Source organism: Pseudomonas cichorii (assembly GCF_019719005.1).
Lineage (GTDB): Bacteria > Pseudomonadota > Gammaproteobacteria > Pseudomonadales > Pseudomonadaceae > Aquipseudomonas > Aquipseudomonas cichorii_E.
The window spans coordinates 30971-47969 of the sequence record NZ_JAIGPJ010000012.1; the positions used below are offsets into that span (position 1 = coordinate 30971).

Consider the following 16999-nt stretch of genomic DNA (forward strand, 5'->3'; position numbering starts at 1 on the left):
ATTGAAGACGATAGATTTTCTTCGAATGTACAGGCCTCTCGCGAATGAATTCGCTCCAAATATTAAGGTTAATGAGCGCTTGCCCGCGACCAACGTCTGAGAGCGACAGGTAGTCCCTGTCTACGCAAGATGAGGGGTGCGATGTAACTTAAGCTAACGAAATGCCTCGTTTGCAGGTCGTTTCTTACGGACCTGTCTCTATCATCTGCACGAAGTTTCCTAGAAAATCCTATCCCCTTGCGTGGCCCTTTTTGGCTCTCTAGGCTGTGCCGGTCACTGCTCATCAGTGATCGGGTTTAGCAGCCTGAGAGCTTAGTCACGCAAAAAGTATCGCCTATGGCGGCTTTGCGTGGGGCACCTTCGGGTGCGCCGGTTTTGGCTAAGTTCCCGGTCTGCTAACCCGCGTCAAAGTCGCCACCCTCAATCGTTTAGCAGCGATTTGCAGGTGGCCTTACGAGGACTTAGCCATGAAAAAAGTAACGCCCGATCCACCGCCGTCTTCTCTCGAAGAATCCCTGCTATACGTCTCCGACCTGCTGCGCTGCGCAGCCGCCACCGCCTACGAATCCGGCGACAGCCTCAACGGCCCGAAACGGGATTTGGCTTTTTCTGTTGTTCATCTGATCGGCATTGCAAGGACCGAACTGGATCGGTCGTTGGAGCGGGTTGAGCCACGGTAAGGCTGTTGAAACTGTGTGGGACCGGATGGGGTGGTGCTCTGCATTATCCGGTCCGACGACATAATGCTGCGGATATACGGGCTTCTATCCGGTCTCACGGAACAATCAATTTTCCTTTTCTCTTGCAGTGTGACTGCAGTTGCTTGATCGGCTATTTGCGAGAGCATTTGGCTGACACTTTGGTAGTTGTGACCGGCTGAAATCGGCCGATTCTGTTGAAAAAGTCGGTTTCTGAGAGAGCTGCTTTTCGGAGGTTCAAAAAATGCTCGATTTCGGCGTTGCTACGTAAAAACCAAGACAGCTCTGTCTTCTGAACGCACCAGATTTCAACGTCGTTGACGCTCTTGCATGGGAAAAAATCGCGGCAGGACTTTTTCAACAGAATCGGCCAGAAGTAGACATTCGCCAGCGTTCTAAGAGATCGCCAATTTGGCAAACTTCTCCTTGGATCATATCTATGCGTCAGTACAATAAAAAAGGAGCGTAAAGCCCTTTTTACGAGCGGAAGACTCCGCCATTGCCGTCAAACTTAACTAATAGATCGTGAATTCTGGCTACCTCATCAACAATTGGCTGGATCTCGTATCGCTCACCTAGCACTTGATAAATGCCTTCCTTCAAGTAGTAAGCCCTGAAGATGTGATGAGGCACATCCGACTCTTCAGGCTCAGGAAGAATGAGGCTAGGAAAAATGTATCCGACTATCCCCTCTTGAAGATAAAGATCAAGCCGCTCGTCAAAGTGTTCAATCGAATTCCTTAACGCCCTATTCATCAGGGGGCTGTCGTCCTTTACACCAAATACCCTTGACAGATACTGTCCGCGATCCCTGTGAATGGTTTTCCTGTCCGTTCCCTTCACTCCATCACGCGACGGGAAAAAGTATCGCGATATAGCTCCAGACTGGTTGACGACGTTCTGCAAGCAGTCCAGTAGTATGTCCTTTTTCTCTTGCGGATCAATCTCCCCAGTTGAGATCTTCTGCATGATCTTTTCTGCAATGCTGCACGACTGGAAGGCAGAGGTCGTATTGAAGAGCATCGACTGAATGTAAAACGCTTCGTACGGCGTCAAGATGCTGAATGCCTCGTCCTCCATCCTTCCTCTACCTCTATTGATGTTCAAAATTTGGCAGTTCATATACGAGGAATAGTACCTAGGCTCTATACGAAATGCATCCCAGCTCGCCCACGCTGCGTTGAAAACAGGCTCGGAATGCTCATTGACAACCAGTCAACGCCGCTTCCTCGCTTGTTTTCGCCTTGCCTGGCCTTCACTGGAATACATTTCGTACAGACCTTAGAGGCGCCGCCGGGGCAATCAAAGTCTCCTTTGAGTCGAAATTTGACTTTCCTCACCGGCTGCTTTCGGCCAAGAGCGGACGTTATTGGGCTACCCCTCGCTCCGGTAGACACCTGCATGAGACGCCTCGACCTCAGCAGACCTATTCCTGCCGTGCGGCGTAACCCACTTGCAATAGACACGCTCAGTGCAAATCGAGTTGTGTCTCAGAGGAATTAGCTTAATCATCATGCACAATTTGATTACGGAAAATGAGTGAAGAAATTAGAAATTGGTATATCTATATTTTGAAGCTTGAGCTGAACTCATGGTATGTCGGCACAGCTAAGGGGTTGAGATCAAGGCTGCGAAGCCATGGCAAGAAAAGCCCTTACTCTACATTAAAGAAAAAGGGCGCTTTCAAATATATGGAAAAAGGCCTCACCGGGAAGAGAAAAGCAACTCATTTACATGCAGCCTTTAGATCAATTGGCGATTATTTCTGGGTCACAGAGATTGAAAATACTATCACCGTAGCCTTGGGGCAAAAGTATGGTTTCGATAAAGTTAGAGGTGGATCTATAATTAAGACTTGGAGTTACGAACTAAGCAACATTTAAGTAAAAGATCTGATTCGACGATTTAGTTGTAGTGATATTAGATTTAAATACAAGCTAAACGAAATAAATTTAACTCAAGAAAAGCCATTTGTCTTTCCGCTTACTCGGCGAAGGAGTACATATCAAGGCATTCAAGCACGCTCGCCGGGACGCGTTTTCAGCGCGCCAGCCCAGTCCCAGTGAAACTGTCCGCTTCTGGCTGATTAATGAAGGTCACGACAGACAGTAGCGGCTCAAAAGATTTGGAACAAACATAAAGCGTGCACTTTGTGTCCAATAATGAAACCCGATTCTATTCAAATCGAACTGGGAAAGCCTTTTGATTGAACCCTTTTAGGCCAAGCACTACGCTATAAGTGGGGTTCTCTCCGAGGTCTTTAGGCGTTATGCTGAATCCATTGCTGTCATTCGAAAATACAACCTCATATAAATGTTTGGCTTTCATACCAGACACTTTAAGTTCAGCCTGCCCCTGTTTATATGATGAAATACCGTTATCATAAACAGAAAATCGTAAAGTGAAGACATTATCGCCAGGCAATACTCGCACCCAAATTGGGCAGCCAACTTCCCAGCAACTTGTTTCCTTTCCATTCACAGCGATAATTTGTCCTAATGTATTACCGACGAAGCCAGCAGTAGAAAACACAGCTGTATCAGAAAGCGAATGCGCTTCATCGGCATATGTAAGGTATGGCTGTTGATGAAACTTACTCATACAGCCTGAGAGCCCTATAAACAGCATAAAAATTAACCCGCGAAACATAACCAATTCCTTATTCTTAAAGCTGCTCATAATAAATAATTCTCTGACAACCCGAGGCAATATCTTATTTTTCAAACGACTGTAACACATCTAGAATAGCCTCCCCTTGGAGACACCTGAAAGTCAGCTTATGGCCGATTTCTAACTCTCGCAAAGGCCAGTAATCGACCAAAAGCTGAAACACACCAGGCCCAGTAAAACCGGAGCACGGCTCCGGCCCCAAACCATCAAACCTCTCCCTTCTCCTCCGTCACCGCCCCTTTCACATTACTGAACGGGTCCGGAATCTTCGCCGACGGGTATTTGTACGACGCATAACGCACCACCAGAATCGAAATCGCCAGCAGGAGGATACCGCCGCACAGGTAGATGATCCCCATACTTGGCGGGTTGTGGTGGGAGACGTCCGAGATCAGCAACCGGGTCAGTGCCGTGATGGCGACGTAGATCAGGAAGCGGACGGGCATGTGGTTGGTCTTGAAGTAAATCCCCGTCATCGCACCCAGTTCCAGGTAGATGAAGAGCAGCAGGATGTCATCGACCGTGATGTTGCCCTTCTCGACCATCCCCAGAAAGGCGACGACCGATGCCCAGGCAGTGATGGCGCCGATGGCGAACAGTGCCAGGAAGTGGAAGCTCTCCACACAGAGATTCCCCAGCGATTCGGCTTGCGAATGCACTTTTTGCCGCATCTTTTCTGCCCATTTGTTTCCCATGACGCTCTACCTCTGAACCTGAATTTTTACCAACCGGATGATGCTGTATGCACATGACACTCTGCACTGCTGCTTTTTAAAGCAGGAACAGGGCCATAGGCTATGGTTGAGAGCGCGACGGGTTGTCGCAAGGCACACCGGGCAGACAAAAAATGTGTTTTAAGGCCACTATTCAAGGGAAGCGGATTGGCTTATGCTAAACACTGTACAAAAATACAGTATTCATTAAATTTATCGCAAGGGCATGTGAGGTAGTGAATGGCCGTCGAAGTGGTATACCGCAGCAGCCGAGATCTGGAGCGTTTGTTCATGGATAAAGCCGAAGCTGATCGTCATGACAAGATGCTTGAACTCGCTGAGTTGCTGGCAACAGTGTTGAACAAGGCCGTGCCGTCGCTGACGGAAGCCCAGGTTGAAGAAGCCGGGATTTACATGGCGAAAAACCGCGACATCTTCGCCCGCGCCTTCAAGAGCCAGCCGGATGCCTTGAATGAATTGCTGAGCGAAACCGAAGCTGAAACCGAGTGAGTCGGGGGTTCGCGAATGAATTCGATCCGTGTGGGAGCGAATTCATTCGCGAAAGATGCAACCTGTTACTCCTCCATCACTCCGGCTTCTCCAGTTCATCCACCAGCGCCTTGAAGAACCGCGCTGCTTCCCCTCCCGTTACGGCCCGATGATCGAAGGTCAGTGACAGCGGCAGGATCGGGTGAATAACCACCTCTCCGTTCATGGCCACAGGCTCTTCACGAATCCCTCCTGCACCAATGATCGCCACTTGCGGCGGTACGACAATCGGGTTGGCGTAACGCCCGAACAGGGTGCCGAAGTTGGACAGGGTGATGGTTGCACCCATCATTTCCTGTGGCGGGATGGAGCGGGCTTTGACGTCGGCGCGCAAGCGGCTCATGCCTTCTTTCAGGTCAGCCGCTGTTCGGTTGCCCACATCGCGCAGCACCGGTACGAACAAGCCATCGGGCGTGTCCACGGCGATACCCAGGTTGAGGGTTTCATGCTGCTTGATCGACAGGGATTTGCCGTCGAACCAGCTATTGAGCACCGGCTCCACCTTGCAGGCTTCGGCCATGGCCTTGCCCAGGCGGATCAATGGATCACGGGCCTGCGCCCAACGATGCAGGTCGGCATCACCGAAGATGGTCACCGGCACCACTTCGGCATGGGACTTGGCCATGTTGAGCGCCATGCTGCGCCGCACTCCGCGCAAGCGCTGGCCGCCAAAGCGGTCGCGTTCGATCTGGGCTGCGCGCTCGACATCGGCTCGGGTGATCAGGCCGTTATTGCCTGAGCCGGCCAAGGCGTTCAACTCCACACCCAGTTGCCGGGCCAGTTGGCGCACGGCGGGCGTGGCTTTTACGGACAGGTGTTCACGGGTCGAAGGCGCTGCGCCGACACAGAACTGATCGTCCTGGCTGCCGCCTCCTTCAAGACGCCCGACCACGGTGCCGGCATCGCCCTCGCCTTCAAAGGCCATCAGGGGTTCACCCACATGCAGGACATCGCCGTCGCCGCCAAACAGTTTGGCGACCACGCCGTCATAAGGCGCGGGGATATCGACGATGGCCTTGGCGGTTTCCACCGAAACCACCAGTTGATCGGCACGCACGGTGTCGCCTTCCTTGACGTGCCACTGGACCACTTCCGCTTCTTGCAGACCTTCGCCCAGATCGGGCAGTTTGAAATATTTCATCGCAAGCCTCCTTGGGCGTCAGGCGAAATCGAGCACGGTGTCGCAGGCATGCAGAATGTCTTCAACTGCCGGGATATAAAGCTGTTCCAGCCGGTACAACGGCGGTGGAATATCCGGGGCAGTGACACGCTGGATGGGTGCCTGCAGATCCATGAAGGCCCGCTCATAAAGGCTGGCGGCGATTTCAGAACCGACGGCACATGAACGCGGCGCTTCGTGGATGATCACGCAACGCCCGGTCTTGCGCACCGAGGCTTCAAGTGTGTCGAGGTCCAGGGGTTTGACGCAGGCCACATCGATGACTTCTGCCGAAACACCTCGCTCGGCCAGCGCACTGGCCGCCTGCAAGGTTTCATGCACGCTGGCGCCCCAACTGATCAGGGTGATATCGCTGCCTTCACGCAAGGTGAAACAGCTGTCCAGCGGCAGGCGTTTGCCGTCATCGATAAGGGGTTGCGGGTTCATGCGATAGAGCCGGGTTGGCTCCAGGAAGATCACCGGATCGGGATCGTCGATGGCCGCCAGCAACAATCCATAGGCGCGGGCAGGTGACGACGGGATGACCACTCGCAGGCCTGGCACGTGAGCGAACATGGCCTCGGTGCTTTCGCTGTGATGTTCGGGAGCACGAATCCCCGCGCCCATGGGCGTGCGCAGCACCATAGGGCAGGAAAGACGCCCACGGGTGCGATTACGAATGCGGCTGGCATGGGAAACCAGATGCTCCATGGCGGCATAGATGAAGCCCATGAACTGGATTTCCACCACGGGTTTCAACCCCTGCGCCGCCATGCCGACCACCAGGCCGCCGAGCATGGTTTCCGCCAGTGGCGAATCGATCACGCGCTTGAAACCGAAGCTGTCACGCAAGCCTTGAGTAGCACGGAACACGCCGCCATTCACGCCGACGTCCTCGCCCAGCACCACGACGTTTTCGTCTTCGGCCATAGCCCGGTGCATCGCCAGGTTCACGGCTTCCAGCAGACTGACTTTTTCATTGGCCATGATGATCACCTCCGGCACGACGTGCAGCACGCTCCATGAACCACTCATGCTGCTCCGCCAGCGCGTCAGGCCATCTGGCGTAGACATGTTGCATGACAGACTCGGGAGACTGGGTACCGGTGCTTTCGAACACGTCCACCGCCATTTGCACCAGGCCCTGACACTCGCTGATCAGCGTCTGCTCGCGCCCTTCATCCCACACACCCTGGCTGACCATATAGGATTGCAGCCGTTTGACGGGCTCTTCCAGCCAGGCCTGTTTGACCTCTTCGCCGGAACGGTAACGAGTAGCATCGTCGGCGGTGGTGTGGTCGCCCAGTCGGTAGCTCAGGCATTCGAGCAACACCGGCCCTTTGCCTTTGCGCGCCCGCTCGAGGGCAATCTGCATACGGTCGTAGACAGCGACGATGTCGTTGCCGTCGACTTGTTCGCCATGGAAGCCCGCTCCGATGGCCTTCTGAGCCAGGGTCGGCGCGCCGCACTGGATGCGCCGGGGAACGGAAATCGCCCATTGGTTGTTGTTGACGACAAACACCACCGGCAATTGCCAGGCGCCCGCCACATTGAGGGCTTCGAGGAAGTCGCCCTTGCTGGTCGCGCCGTCACCGCAGGTGGTGACAGCCACGCGATGTTCGCCTCGGATCTTGAAGGCACTGGCCACGCCACAGGCATGCAGGGCCTGGGTCGCAATCGGCACGCACAGGGGAAAGTCCTGGGCCACGGCAGGCTCGGCATAGGCACTGCCTCGCTCGTCTCCGCCCCAGTAAAGAAGGATTTCTTCCATGCGCACGCCACGCATCAGTTGCACGGCAGTGTCACGGTAATAGGGAACCAGTACGTCTTCGGGATGCATCAGGCTGCCGATGGCGACACCGATGGCTTCCTGGCCAAGGGTCGGCGCGTAGGTGCCGATGCGGCCGGTACGTTGCAGGGCGACGGCTTTCTGGTCGAACAGACGGGTAAGGACCATTTGCCGATAAAGGCGTGTCAGCAGGTTGAAGTCATCGGCCCAAGGGGGAAGCTCTTCGGTCAAGCGACCGTCGGGGGCCAGGTAACGGGTATACGCAAGCTTGATCTTGTTAGACATTCGCTACTCCAGTCACGCGGGGTATGCGTGGTGATCATGAATCGCTGCTTTTGGCGGCGAAGATCAGGTCGAACGGCTCCGGGATGGTGGGCCATCATTCGACATTTAGCAGGCGTTCTGCCAACGCATCGGCGATACACGCGGGTGAGCGTTTTTCGGCCTGTGAATGGGCATACACCTCCGTCAATCGTAGCCCGATTCGTAAAAGATGCGCGGTGATAGCGTTCTGATTTTCTCCTTTATGTTTGAGGGCTACATAAATGAGGCCGCCGGAGTTGATGACATAGTCCGGCGCATAAAGAATGCCGCGCGCTTCAAGCTGCTCGGCGACCTGCAAGCTGCTCAATTGGTTATTGGCGGCACCAGCGACTGCCGCGCAGCGCAGTTGCGGCACACTCTGGCAGTTCAAGGCACTGCCCAGGGCGCAAGGCGCCAGGATGTCGCAAGGCGTGCTCATCAAGGCCTCGCACGCGATGGGATGGGCACCGAACTGTTGCATCGCCAGTTGCACCTTGCCGCTGTCCATATCGCTGACCAGCAGATCGGCACCTGCCGCATGCAGCATTTCAGCCAGCGCGTAACCCACATGGCCCAAGCCCTGAATCGCCACGCGCAGGCCTTCAAGATTGTCGCTGCCCAGACGCGCCATGGCCGTGGTGCGAATACCGGCGAAAACGCCCATGGCGGTATAGGGTGATGGATCTCCGGATTCGCTGGTGCTGGTGACATGCCGGGTGTGCATGGCCACGCAATCCATGTCTTCGCTGGAAGTACCGCTATCCACTGCCGTGATGTAGCGACCGTCCAGGGTTTCAATAAAACGGCCAAAGGACTCAAAAATGGCTGCACGGCTGTAAATGTGCGAAGGCCGCATGATCACCGCCTTGCCGCCACCCAGCGGTAAGCCTGCGAGAACCGCCTTGTAGCTCATGCTTCTTGCCAATTGGATAGCGTCTTCGATAGCGCTCTCTTCATCTGGATAGGTCAGATAACGACAACCTCCCAGAGCCGGTCCCATGCGGCTGTTATGAATGGCGATGACGGCCTTGAGACCCGTTTGCGGGTCGCTGACCAGATGAAGTGCTTCGGTACGTGACCGCTGCATGAGAGCAAACATTGAATGGTGCTCCCCGGTTCTTGTTAATGAAGCGAGTATAGGCGCTACCGGGGAAAGCAACTGACCATTCAGGCATATGCAAGTGACGCTGGACGAAACCCGCAGCCAGGTTTAAAAGAAGCATGGTTGTGAGTGTTTCAGACGAACGAGCCCACACGGAGTGGCCAATGACTCCACGACAGAACTGCCTGGCGTGCCTGCAGCGTACACCGCCCTCAGTGTTCGAGGCCGCGTTATGGATTTCGGCCGAACATGAATCGCAGTTTCAGCCTCATCTGGTTGCAGAAGAGGTCGATCAGTTGCAGCGCCAACTCAATACGGCGCTGCCGGTCTTGCCTGCCAGTGAGCTGGCTCAGCCATTGCTGCGTCAACTCAACAGCCTGGGTTTCCAGCAGGACGACTGGAACCCTCCCAAACCGGAATCTGCCTTGCTGCACAGGATCCTGCAACGTCGCCAGGGTCAGCCGCTGGGCATTGCATTGATCGCCATGGAGCTGGCCCGGCGCCTGGGCATCACACTGGAAGGCGTCAACTTCCCCGGACACTTCCTGCTGCGCGTACCGGGCGCCGATCACCTGCTGGACCCTTGCAGTGGACGCCGGCTGTACCCCAAGGATTGCCGCGAACTGCTGGTGCGCCAATTCGGGCCGGACATGCAATTGCAGGTCGAGCACATGGCAAAGGCCACGCCACTGGGTATGTTGCAGCGCATGTCACGCAACCTGCGGCATCTGCATCTGGTCAATGACGACTTCATGGCATCGCTCAAGGATGCCGACCGGATCGTCGAACTGGGCCAGGCCACCAGCCACGATCATCTGGCCCGCGCCGGCCTGTACCAGGCACTGGAATGCCCGCAGGCCGAACGCTTCGATCTGGAACATGCACTGCTGCTGAGTAACGATCCTGTACAACGCCTCAAGGTGGTGGAGAGGCTGAATCAGTTGCCGCCCAACAGCGCATTTCATTGACGGCAGGGCCTGATATTTTTATTTGTCAGGCCTCGGAATCAAGGGAGGCCTTCCGAGTTTCTCTGCTTCCTTGATTTTCATCATCTCCATGCTGGTGCCGGTGGTAGCAAAGGTGTACAGGTTCTGCATGACATGGATGGCCTTGACGTAATCGGGCAGCAGGATCTGTGCATAAGGGTCGCCCATCAAGGCCTTGCTTTTCATCTCGGCAATTCGCTCGGCAAAAAACTCCAGGGCATTTATTTGCTTGTCCGGATTTACAGCTTTGCCCTGTTTGTCGAACTCGTCTCCGGTACGGCTCAAGAGTTCTGCCGTGTGATTATCGATAAACCCGCCGTTATAAAGCCGCATGCCCGCCCGGGTCAGCTCCTTGGGCGTGATCTGCTCAGGATTGAAGCCCTTGAAGAGCGGCTTCATGCTTCTTTTTTCCATCATCAGCAGGCTGATGGCACCAAAGTTCGTGCTGCTGACCTCTTGCAGTATCTGGCTGATCTGGGGCGCGTTTATCCTGGCGGCTTCTTTCTTGGGAGGCGCTTTTATAGAAAGCTGTGGCAGGTTGCCAACAATAGACTTTGGCATTTGATACTCCTTATTCATTGAGTGGGCACTCTTTGAATATCGGAGCGGGTGGGAATCAGTGAATAGCGGGATAAAAATCCAGCCGCGTCCTACTTATTGAATACAAATACCTTACAGCTCAGAAAGAAAAGGCACCGAAATACATGAATATTGCAGTGCCTCATCCACACAATGTTTTATCCCAGATGCTTGATGAACTCCGCCAGCCAGGGCTCGGCATCGCTTTCCGGCGTGACGCTTTCGCTCGCATCCAGACGCAGCATTTCCTGCACCTCAACCGCGCCCAGCTCAGTGAACAATTCACGGATCTGCTCGCCACCACCACAGAAGGTATCGCCATAACTGGCATCACCCAGGCCAATCACACCGGCGGGCAAGCCTCTCAGGAAAGCCGGCAGGACATCGCGAAGCTGTGAATAAAGAGGCAGGAGGTTGTCAGGCAACTCACCCATGCCAGTGGTCGAGGTCACGACCAGCAGGGCCTGTGGCTCGAAAGCCTGCAACTCGGCCAGTGTGATGCGCGAGTTGTACAAGGGTTCGTGGCCCGCATCGCGCAGAATCGCGCCTGCATGACGGGCAACCTCTTCGGCCGATCCATAGACCGAGCCGGAAATAATGGCGACTCTCATGACAAATCCTGTGGCAGAGTAAAAGAGTCGGACATTATGCCTTATCGATCCTGCGCCTGACTTTGCATTTTGCAGCGATAGTCTATCCCCAGGCCTCCTGCAAAATTTTCGGGCGAGATTCTGAAGAGACTGACGAACGGTCAGAACAGAAAAAGGAATTTACGGTCTTTTTTCTTATCGTCCACTGTTCCGTTCGAGTTCATCATGCAACCCGACTCCATCCTCACCCAGGCTGAGCTGGATTTCATCCAGAGCATGCAGCACAACCCCAGGCTCAACGTGCGTGACAGCACGCGCAGCCTGATTGTGAATGGTGGCGTGCAGATACAGAACCTGCTGACTCGCCTGGCGGCCCATGAACAGGTGACGCTCCACGCCCAGTTCGAAGATCAGCAGATGAACTTCCCTCTGCATCTGGTCGAGGATGAATTTCATGCCCTGCATCTGGAACTGGGCACCCCGACCATTTTCGAAGAAGGCCCGCAGGTTCGGCCCTGGCGCCTGACCCTGCCCGAGCCCATTGCGCTGGAGACCGAAAAAGGCGCACTGACCTCGCTCTGGGTTCATGAGGTTTCGTCCAAGGGTGTCCTGCTCGAATACCGCAAACCGAAAAAACCGCCCAGGCAATTCAGCGCCTGGTTCAGCCCGTCAGGCAACACCCCGATCCCCCTGAAAGGAACACTGGTGCGCATGACCACCAATGGCTTTGGCGCTTATCGATTGAATCAGGACAGCAAGGAAGACTCAGAACGCTTGCTGCGCTACCTGCACAAACAGCATCAACGCCTGCACCCCGCCATGCACCGTTAACACCTCGCACTGCACCGATAGCTTCCCGCCGCGTTTTCAGGAACAATCCTTGCTTGTTTCAAATCGAAGCTGACACAGCCCCACCACCCCGGAGCCGTGTCATGTGACTTCCCTATCCGGGAATCTCACTCGTCTATCGGAGATACACAATGTCTACCCCTCCCGTCACCTTGATGGTTGCACGCCGCGTTGCCCATGGCCGTTACCAGGAACTCATGACCTGGCTGCACGAAGGCGAACAACTTGCTACCGATTTTCCCGGATATCTGGGCTCCGGTGTCCTGGCGCCTCCGCCGGGAGATGATGAATTCCAGATCATTTTTCGCTTCGCCGATTCTGAAACCATGCACGCCTGGGAGCATTCGGCCTCTCGACGCTCATGGTTGGTGCGCGGCAGCGGACTTTTTGCCCAGCCACAGGAGCGCCGGGTCAGCGGCATCGATGGCTGGTTTGGAGCGGCCAATCAACGCCCGCCTCGCTGGAAACAGGCTGTGGCCATCTGGCTGGCGTTCTTTCCTGTCTCGTTGGTATTCAATTTCCTGCTGGGGCCGCTGCTCAGCCATCTGGAACTGGCACCACGTATCATGATCAGCACCCTGATTCTCACGCCGCTGATGGTTTACTGGTTCATTCCGCTGTCCACCTACCTGCTGGCCGACTGGTTGAACAAGTTGCCGTGCGAGCCTGAAGCAGCAGGTAAATCGGTTGGCGGCAATTGATGTAAAACAACGGTTTCAAGAGCTTGCCCGCACTCCCGGCACAACTTCAGTTATGCTGGAGCCTTTGAGTCGGGCAGGTCTCATGCTCGAAAAACCTTGAAGCCAACTGCACCGAATGAATAAGACAATCCTTGTAACCGGCGCCAGCCAGCGAGTCGGCCTGGAACTGGCCATCCAGTTGGCACAGGCAGGCTATAACGTCATCAGTGTCAGCCGCACCCTGCTAGAGAATTCGCCTCACCCCAATATCGTGCAATTTCAGGCTGATCTGGGCGTGGAGCAGGATCGCCTGGCGCTGATCGACTACATTTCCTCCAACTACGATGGCTTGCGCGCAATCATCCACAACGCTTCGTTGTGGCTGGACGACAGCCTGGAAAACCTGAACATCATGTTCAGGCTCCATGTCGAAGCGCCTTACCATTTGAATCTGGCACTGGGTGAACTGCTGGCCGGGCCGGAAAAAACCGACATCATTCATATCTGCGATGACACCTCGTCTCGCGGCAGCAAAAGCCATATTGCCTATGCCGCCACCAAGGCCGCCCTGCAGAACATGGTGCTGTCGTTCGCCGAGAAATACGCGCCCGACATTCGCGTCAACGCGATCCTGCCGGGGCTGCTGATCCTCAAGCCGGACAGCGACGAAGACTATCGCCGCCAGACGCTGAAAAAAGCGCTGCTGCAATTCGAGCCAGGCGCAGAGCCCTTGATCGAAGCCGTCTTCTATTTGCTGGAAGCCCGCTACACCACAGGAAGCAGTGTCGTCATCAATGGTGGTCGACACCTGAAGAAAGGGAGATCCGGTGAATGATTCATTGCCTCCCCTCCATCCCTAGCCAACAGAGCCCATCATGACCGAGCAACAACGCCTCGAACTTGAAGCCGCCGCCTTCCGCCGCCTGGTCGCGCACCTGGACAGCCGCAAGGACGTCCAGAACATCGACCTGATGAACCTCTCAGGCTTCTGCCGCAATTGCCTGTCCAAGTGGTACAAGGCCGCAGCCGACGAGAAGCAGATCGATGTCAGCCTCGACGAGGCACGCGAAGTGGTTTACGGCATGCCGTACAACGAGTGGAAAGCCCAATACCAGAAAGAAGCCAGCGCCGAACAGAAAGCGGCGTTCGCCAAGGAAACCAAGCATGACTGATCTGAACACCCTGCGTACCAGCCTCAAGAGCGGCGAACACGCCTTTGCCGATACCCTGGCATTCATTGCTGAGGGCTATGACTATCAGCCTCAGGCGTTCAAGAACGGCAGCGTCGAAAACGCAGCCGGCCAGAACGAAGGCTCGTGCAAGACGCTGGGCCTGGCGTTGCTGGAAGGCTTGAGTGACGAAGAAACCCTGCTGGCTTTCGGCGAGCACTACCGCTCGGTACAAGCCACGCCAGAAAGCAACGACCACGGCAATATCCGGGCACTGATTGCCCATGGCCTGGCCGGTGTGAAGTTTGAAGGTGAGCCGTTGAAACGCAAGGGCTGAAACAATCCGTAGGAGCGAATTCATTCGCGAAAAATCTTCGCGAATGAATTCGCTCCTACGGGAGGTCAGGTCAGAACGAAGCGTTCGCCAGACCGTCCAGGTAACGCTCGACATCCAGTGCAGCCATGCAGCCCGCACCGGCAGAGGTGATGGCCTGACGGTAAACGTGGTCAGCCACATCGCCCGCTGCAAACACACCTTCCACGCTGGTGGCAGTGGCATTGCCTTCACGGCCACCGTGCACAACCATGTAACCGTCCTTCAAAGCCAGTTGACCTTCAAACAGCGAAGTGTTCGGGGTATGGCCGATCGCGATGAACACACCGTCGACTTTCAGTTCGTCACTGGTGCCGTCGTTGTTCTTCAGGCGAGCACCGGTGACGCCCATGTCGTCGCCCAGCACTTCATCCAGAGTCGCGTTCAGCTTGAGTTCGATCTTGCCTTCGGCCACACGGGCGTGCAGTTTGTCGATCAGGATCTTCTCGGCGCGGAACGTCTCGCGGCGGTGAACCAGAGTCACCTTGCTGGCGATATTAGCCAGATACAGCGCCTCTTCCACAGCGGTGTTGCCACCACCGACCACAGCCACTTCACGGTTGCGATAGAAGAAACCATCACAGGTGGCACAAGCGGAAACGCCCTTGCCCATGAATGCTTCTTCCGACGGCAGACCCAGGTAACGCGCGCTGGCACCTGTGGCAATGATCAGGGCATCACAGGTGTAAACGGCGCTGTCGCCGGTGAGGCTGAATGGCTTGCCGGCCAGATCCACGGAGTTGATGTGGTCGAACACGATTTCGGTTTCAAAACGCTCGGCATGCTCGCGCATACGCTCCATCAGCGCAGGACCCGTCAGGCCATGGGGGTCGCCCGGCCAGTTATCGACTTCGGTAGTGGTGGTCAATTGACCGCCAGCCTGCATGCCGGTGATCAGCAAAGGCTTGAGGTTGGCGCGTGCGGCATACACCGCAGCGCTGTAACCGGCAGGGCCGGAGCCGAGAATAATCACTCGGGAATGACGTACGTCGGACATGACACACTCCTATCGACCGACCGGTTTGCCGCGGTCGGAACGGCTGGATAAAAAAGGACTGCCGATACACTTGGGGAAGTGCTCTGTAGCTCGGCAATCCTGAAAGTTCTGAAACTGCGAGCCCCTGCCGCAGCAACACATTACGCGCTCTCGACAGTCGACGAGGTCTGGTAATCGGCAACGCCCTGAGGGCCAGCCGTCATGCCTTTTTTACCAGCACCCTCATTGATGACTCCATCAAGAGCTGCAAAGGATAGGTCGAGAAAGTGATGCAGAGCCTATCGGGGTGAAGAAGGGTAAGGAAATATCGATTCACAATCCACCTCATAGTCCACTTCTATGCACAACGACCATGACGATCCCACGCAATGAGCCGCTGAGAGCCCTTTCAAGCATCCGGCAAAGTCGGTAAGGTCGGGCGTTTTCCATTTTTCGGAGGCTGCCATGCCCGCCCCTGCCCTGACAGGCCCGCAATACCTGAAAGAAGGCCTGAAACTGGTCCTCAGCCCTGGCCTGCGCCTGTTTGTCCTGCTGCCGCTGAGCATCAACCTGGTGCTGTTCTGTGGCCTGATCTATCTGGCCATTCATCAATTCGGCATCTGGGTCGATGCGTTCATGCCGACCTTGCCGCACTGGCTGAGCTTTTTGAACTACATTCTCTGGCCCCTGTTCGTGGCGCTGGTGCTGCTGATGGTGTTTTTCACCTTCACCATGCTGGCCAATATCATTGCGGCGCCCTTCAATGGCTTTCTGTCCGAGAAAGTCGAAGCCGTGATTCGGGGCAAAGATGAATCGCCCGACTTCAGCTGGTCCGAGCTGGCGGCCATGATCCCCCGCACCCTGGCACGCGAAGCCCGCAAGCTGGGCTATATGCTGCCGCGCATGCTCGGGCTGTTCATTCTGTCCTTTATCCCGGTGGTCAACCTCATTGCCGCACCGCTCTGGCTGCTGTTCGGGATATGGATGATGGCTATCCAGTACATCGACTACCCGGCGGACAACCACAAACTGGGCTGGAACGAAATGCTCGACTGGCTGAAAAGCAAACGCTGGCAAAGCCTGAGCTTCGGCGGCATCGTTTATCTGGCGTTGCTGGTGCCGATGCTCAATATCCTGATGATGCCGGCGGCAGTGGCCGGGGCGACGTTGTTCTGGGTGAGAGAACGTTGATTATGCAGAAGCGCATGGACGCGCTTCTGAAACCTATAAAAAGAAATATCCTACGCAATGAAAAGAACACGCTTTAACCTCCCTATAAAACAACTAAAAAAGCACTGGCAATACATTACCGCCATAGGAAAAACCTTGCCGTGATATCAATATGAAACAAGTTGTAGGATCTTTATGTAGGATATTTATTAAAACCCTTTAAACATTAAGCATCGCCCACCGTCAAAAACAAATTATAAAAACTGGCACCCTCTTTGCTCTCCTGCAATAAACCCACAGGAGGCAACACCATGGAAGTCAAAACAAAAACTGCCGCACCGCAAACCGCTTACAAACCTGCCGCGCTGGAAAAAATGCCAGAACCGCGCTCAAGCCGTTTTGCCCAGATTTTCAGCGACGTTAAAAAAACGGCACAAGGCCCCGGGACAGCAATCATTCCCTCAGCCGCAACGCTGACCCGTCTGGTGCAACCACGATCCACTTACTTCCTGCAGAACATGAGCCCGGAACAAAGGAAGTCCGCCGTCAATGACAAAGACTTCGAGCCCAGGCCTGCGGCTCTGGAAAGAGTGGCAAGCCAGCAGAGTCGTCAACTCAAGCACGATGCTGTTTGACCTGAGCGG

21 protein-coding genes are annotated in these 16999 nt (G+C 55.2%); 11 read left to right on the top strand and 10 right to left on the bottom strand.

Annotation, left to right across the window (positions count from 1 at the left end; genetic code table 11):
• Positions 1-467: 467 nt before the first annotated feature.
• Positions 468-680 carry a DUF6124 family protein gene (locus tag K5D32_RS11525; protein WP_095067161.1) on the top strand — a complete coding sequence of 71 codons (213 nt, stop codon included), beginning with the start codon at positions 468-470 and terminating at the stop codon, positions 678-680.
• Between the two features lie 495 nt (positions 681-1175).
• On the opposite strand, the gene K5D32_RS11530 is transcribed toward K5D32_RS11525, so the two are convergent.
• The gene (locus K5D32_RS11530; protein ID WP_221600332.1) at positions 1176-1778 is read right to left on the bottom strand and encodes a hypothetical protein; all 603 of its coding nucleotides are present in this window, start codon (positions 1776-1778) and stop codon (positions 1176-1178) included.
• Between the two features lie 455 nt (positions 1779-2233).
• Between K5D32_RS11530 and K5D32_RS11535 the strand changes: the two genes are divergently transcribed.
• Positions 2234-2581, top strand: coding sequence for a GIY-YIG nuclease family protein (locus tag K5D32_RS11535; protein ID WP_221600334.1), 348 nt, complete (start codon positions 2234-2236; stop codon positions 2579-2581).
• 292 nt (positions 2582-2873) lie between these two features.
• Here K5D32_RS11535 and K5D32_RS11540 read toward each other — a convergent pair whose 3' ends face one another.
• Positions 2874-3347, bottom strand: a complete 474-nt coding sequence (locus K5D32_RS11540) for a hypothetical protein (RefSeq protein WP_221600336.1) — start codon at positions 3345-3347, stop codon at positions 2874-2876.
• Between the two features lie 227 nt (positions 3348-3574).
• Positions 3575-4063 carry a phosphate-starvation-inducible protein PsiE gene (locus tag K5D32_RS11545; protein WP_221600338.1) on the bottom strand — a complete coding sequence of 163 codons (489 nt, stop codon included), beginning with the start codon at positions 4061-4063 and terminating at the stop codon, positions 3575-3577.
• A 258-nt stretch (positions 4064-4321) separates the two neighbouring features.
• On the opposite strand from K5D32_RS11545, the gene K5D32_RS11550 reads away from it, so the two are divergent.
• Positions 4322-4591: a YebG family protein gene (locus tag K5D32_RS11550; protein ID WP_025258668.1), complete on the top strand. Its 270-nt coding sequence runs from the start codon at positions 4322-4324 to the stop codon at positions 4589-4591.
• Positions 4592-4667: 76 nt separating this feature from the next.
• Here the strand turns inward: K5D32_RS11550 and K5D32_RS11555 are convergent, their stop codons facing one another.
• From K5D32_RS11555 to K5D32_RS11570, 4 genes are all read right to left on the bottom strand, one after another.
• A complete protein-coding gene (locus K5D32_RS11555) occupies positions 4668-5771 on the bottom strand; it encodes a dihydrolipoamide acetyltransferase family protein (protein WP_221594237.1) in 1104 nt (367 codons plus the stop codon).
• Between the two features lie 18 nt (positions 5772-5789).
• Complete coding sequence (locus K5D32_RS11560; RefSeq protein WP_025258666.1) at positions 5790-6776, bottom strand: alpha-ketoacid dehydrogenase subunit beta; 987 nt, start codon at positions 6774-6776, stop codon at positions 5790-5792.
• Entirely contained in the window at positions 6766-7863 is a 1098-nt protein-coding gene (gene pdhA, locus K5D32_RS11565) for a pyruvate dehydrogenase (acetyl-transferring) E1 component subunit alpha (protein ID WP_221600341.1), read from the bottom strand. The genes K5D32_RS11560 and pdhA overlap by 11 nt, the downstream gene beginning before the upstream one ends.
• Positions 7864-7957: 94 nt before the next feature.
• Positions 7958-8980, bottom strand: a complete 1023-nt coding sequence (locus K5D32_RS11570; protein ID WP_221577970.1) for a Glu/Leu/Phe/Val dehydrogenase dimerization domain-containing protein — start codon at positions 8978-8980, stop codon at positions 7958-7960.
• A gap of 167 nt (positions 8981-9147) precedes the next feature.
• On the opposite strand from K5D32_RS11570, the gene K5D32_RS11575 reads away from it, so the two are divergent.
• Positions 9148-9951, top strand: coding sequence for a SirB1 family protein (locus tag K5D32_RS11575; protein ID WP_221577971.1), 804 nt, complete (start codon positions 9148-9150; stop codon positions 9949-9951).
• Positions 9952-9969: 18 nt separating this feature from the next.
• On the opposite strand, the gene K5D32_RS11580 is transcribed toward K5D32_RS11575, so the two are convergent.
• Complete coding sequence (locus tag K5D32_RS11580; RefSeq protein WP_221577972.1) at positions 9970-10530, bottom strand: hypothetical protein; 561 nt, start codon at positions 10528-10530, stop codon at positions 9970-9972.
• A gap of 176 nt (positions 10531-10706) precedes the next feature.
• Positions 10707-11159: a flavodoxin gene (locus K5D32_RS11585; RefSeq protein ID WP_221577973.1), complete on the bottom strand. Its 453-nt coding sequence runs from the start codon at positions 11157-11159 to the stop codon at positions 10707-10709.
• A gap of 204 nt (positions 11160-11363) precedes the next feature.
• On the opposite strand from K5D32_RS11585, the gene K5D32_RS11590 reads away from it, so the two are divergent.
• The 5 genes from K5D32_RS11590 to K5D32_RS11610 all read left to right on the top strand — a co-directional run bounded on the left by K5D32_RS11590 (position 11364) and on the right by K5D32_RS11610 (position 14173).
• Positions 11364-11969: a hypothetical protein gene (locus K5D32_RS11590; RefSeq protein WP_221577974.1), complete on the top strand. Its 606-nt coding sequence runs from the start codon at positions 11364-11366 to the stop codon at positions 11967-11969.
• A 149-nt stretch (positions 11970-12118) separates the two neighbouring features.
• On the top strand, positions 12119-12688 hold the full coding sequence (locus K5D32_RS11595; protein ID WP_221577975.1) for an antibiotic biosynthesis monooxygenase: 570 nt from the start codon (positions 12119-12121) through the stop codon (positions 12686-12688).
• Between the two features lie 115 nt (positions 12689-12803).
• The gene (gene folM, locus K5D32_RS11600) at positions 12804-13502 is read left to right on the top strand and encodes a dihydromonapterin reductase (protein ID WP_221577976.1); all 699 of its coding nucleotides are present in this window, start codon (positions 12804-12806) and stop codon (positions 13500-13502) included.
• 40 nt (positions 13503-13542) lie between these two features.
• On the top strand, positions 13543-13839 hold the full coding sequence (locus K5D32_RS11605) for a DUF1244 domain-containing protein (RefSeq protein ID WP_025258657.1): 297 nt from the start codon (positions 13543-13545) through the stop codon (positions 13837-13839).
• Complete coding sequence (locus K5D32_RS11610; protein WP_221600343.1) at positions 13832-14173, top strand: HopJ type III effector protein; 342 nt, start codon at positions 13832-13834, stop codon at positions 14171-14173. The genes K5D32_RS11605 and K5D32_RS11610 overlap by 8 nt, the downstream gene beginning before the upstream one ends.
• A gap of 70 nt (positions 14174-14243) precedes the next feature.
• Here the strand turns inward: K5D32_RS11610 and trxB are convergent, their stop codons facing one another.
• Complete coding sequence (gene trxB / locus K5D32_RS11615; RefSeq protein WP_025258655.1) at positions 14244-15206, bottom strand: thioredoxin-disulfide reductase; 963 nt, start codon at positions 15204-15206, stop codon at positions 14244-14246.
• A gap of 444 nt (positions 15207-15650) precedes the next feature.
• On the opposite strand from trxB, the gene cysZ reads away from it, so the two are divergent.
• The gene (gene cysZ / locus K5D32_RS11620; protein ID WP_221577979.1) at positions 15651-16376 is read left to right on the top strand and encodes a sulfate transporter CysZ; all 726 of its coding nucleotides are present in this window, start codon (positions 15651-15653) and stop codon (positions 16374-16376) included.
• Between the two features lie 290 nt (positions 16377-16666).
• The gene (locus K5D32_RS11625) at positions 16667-16990 is read left to right on the top strand and encodes a hypothetical protein (RefSeq protein WP_221594244.1); all 324 of its coding nucleotides are present in this window, start codon (positions 16667-16669) and stop codon (positions 16988-16990) included.
• Positions 16991-16999 lie beyond the last annotated feature (9 nt).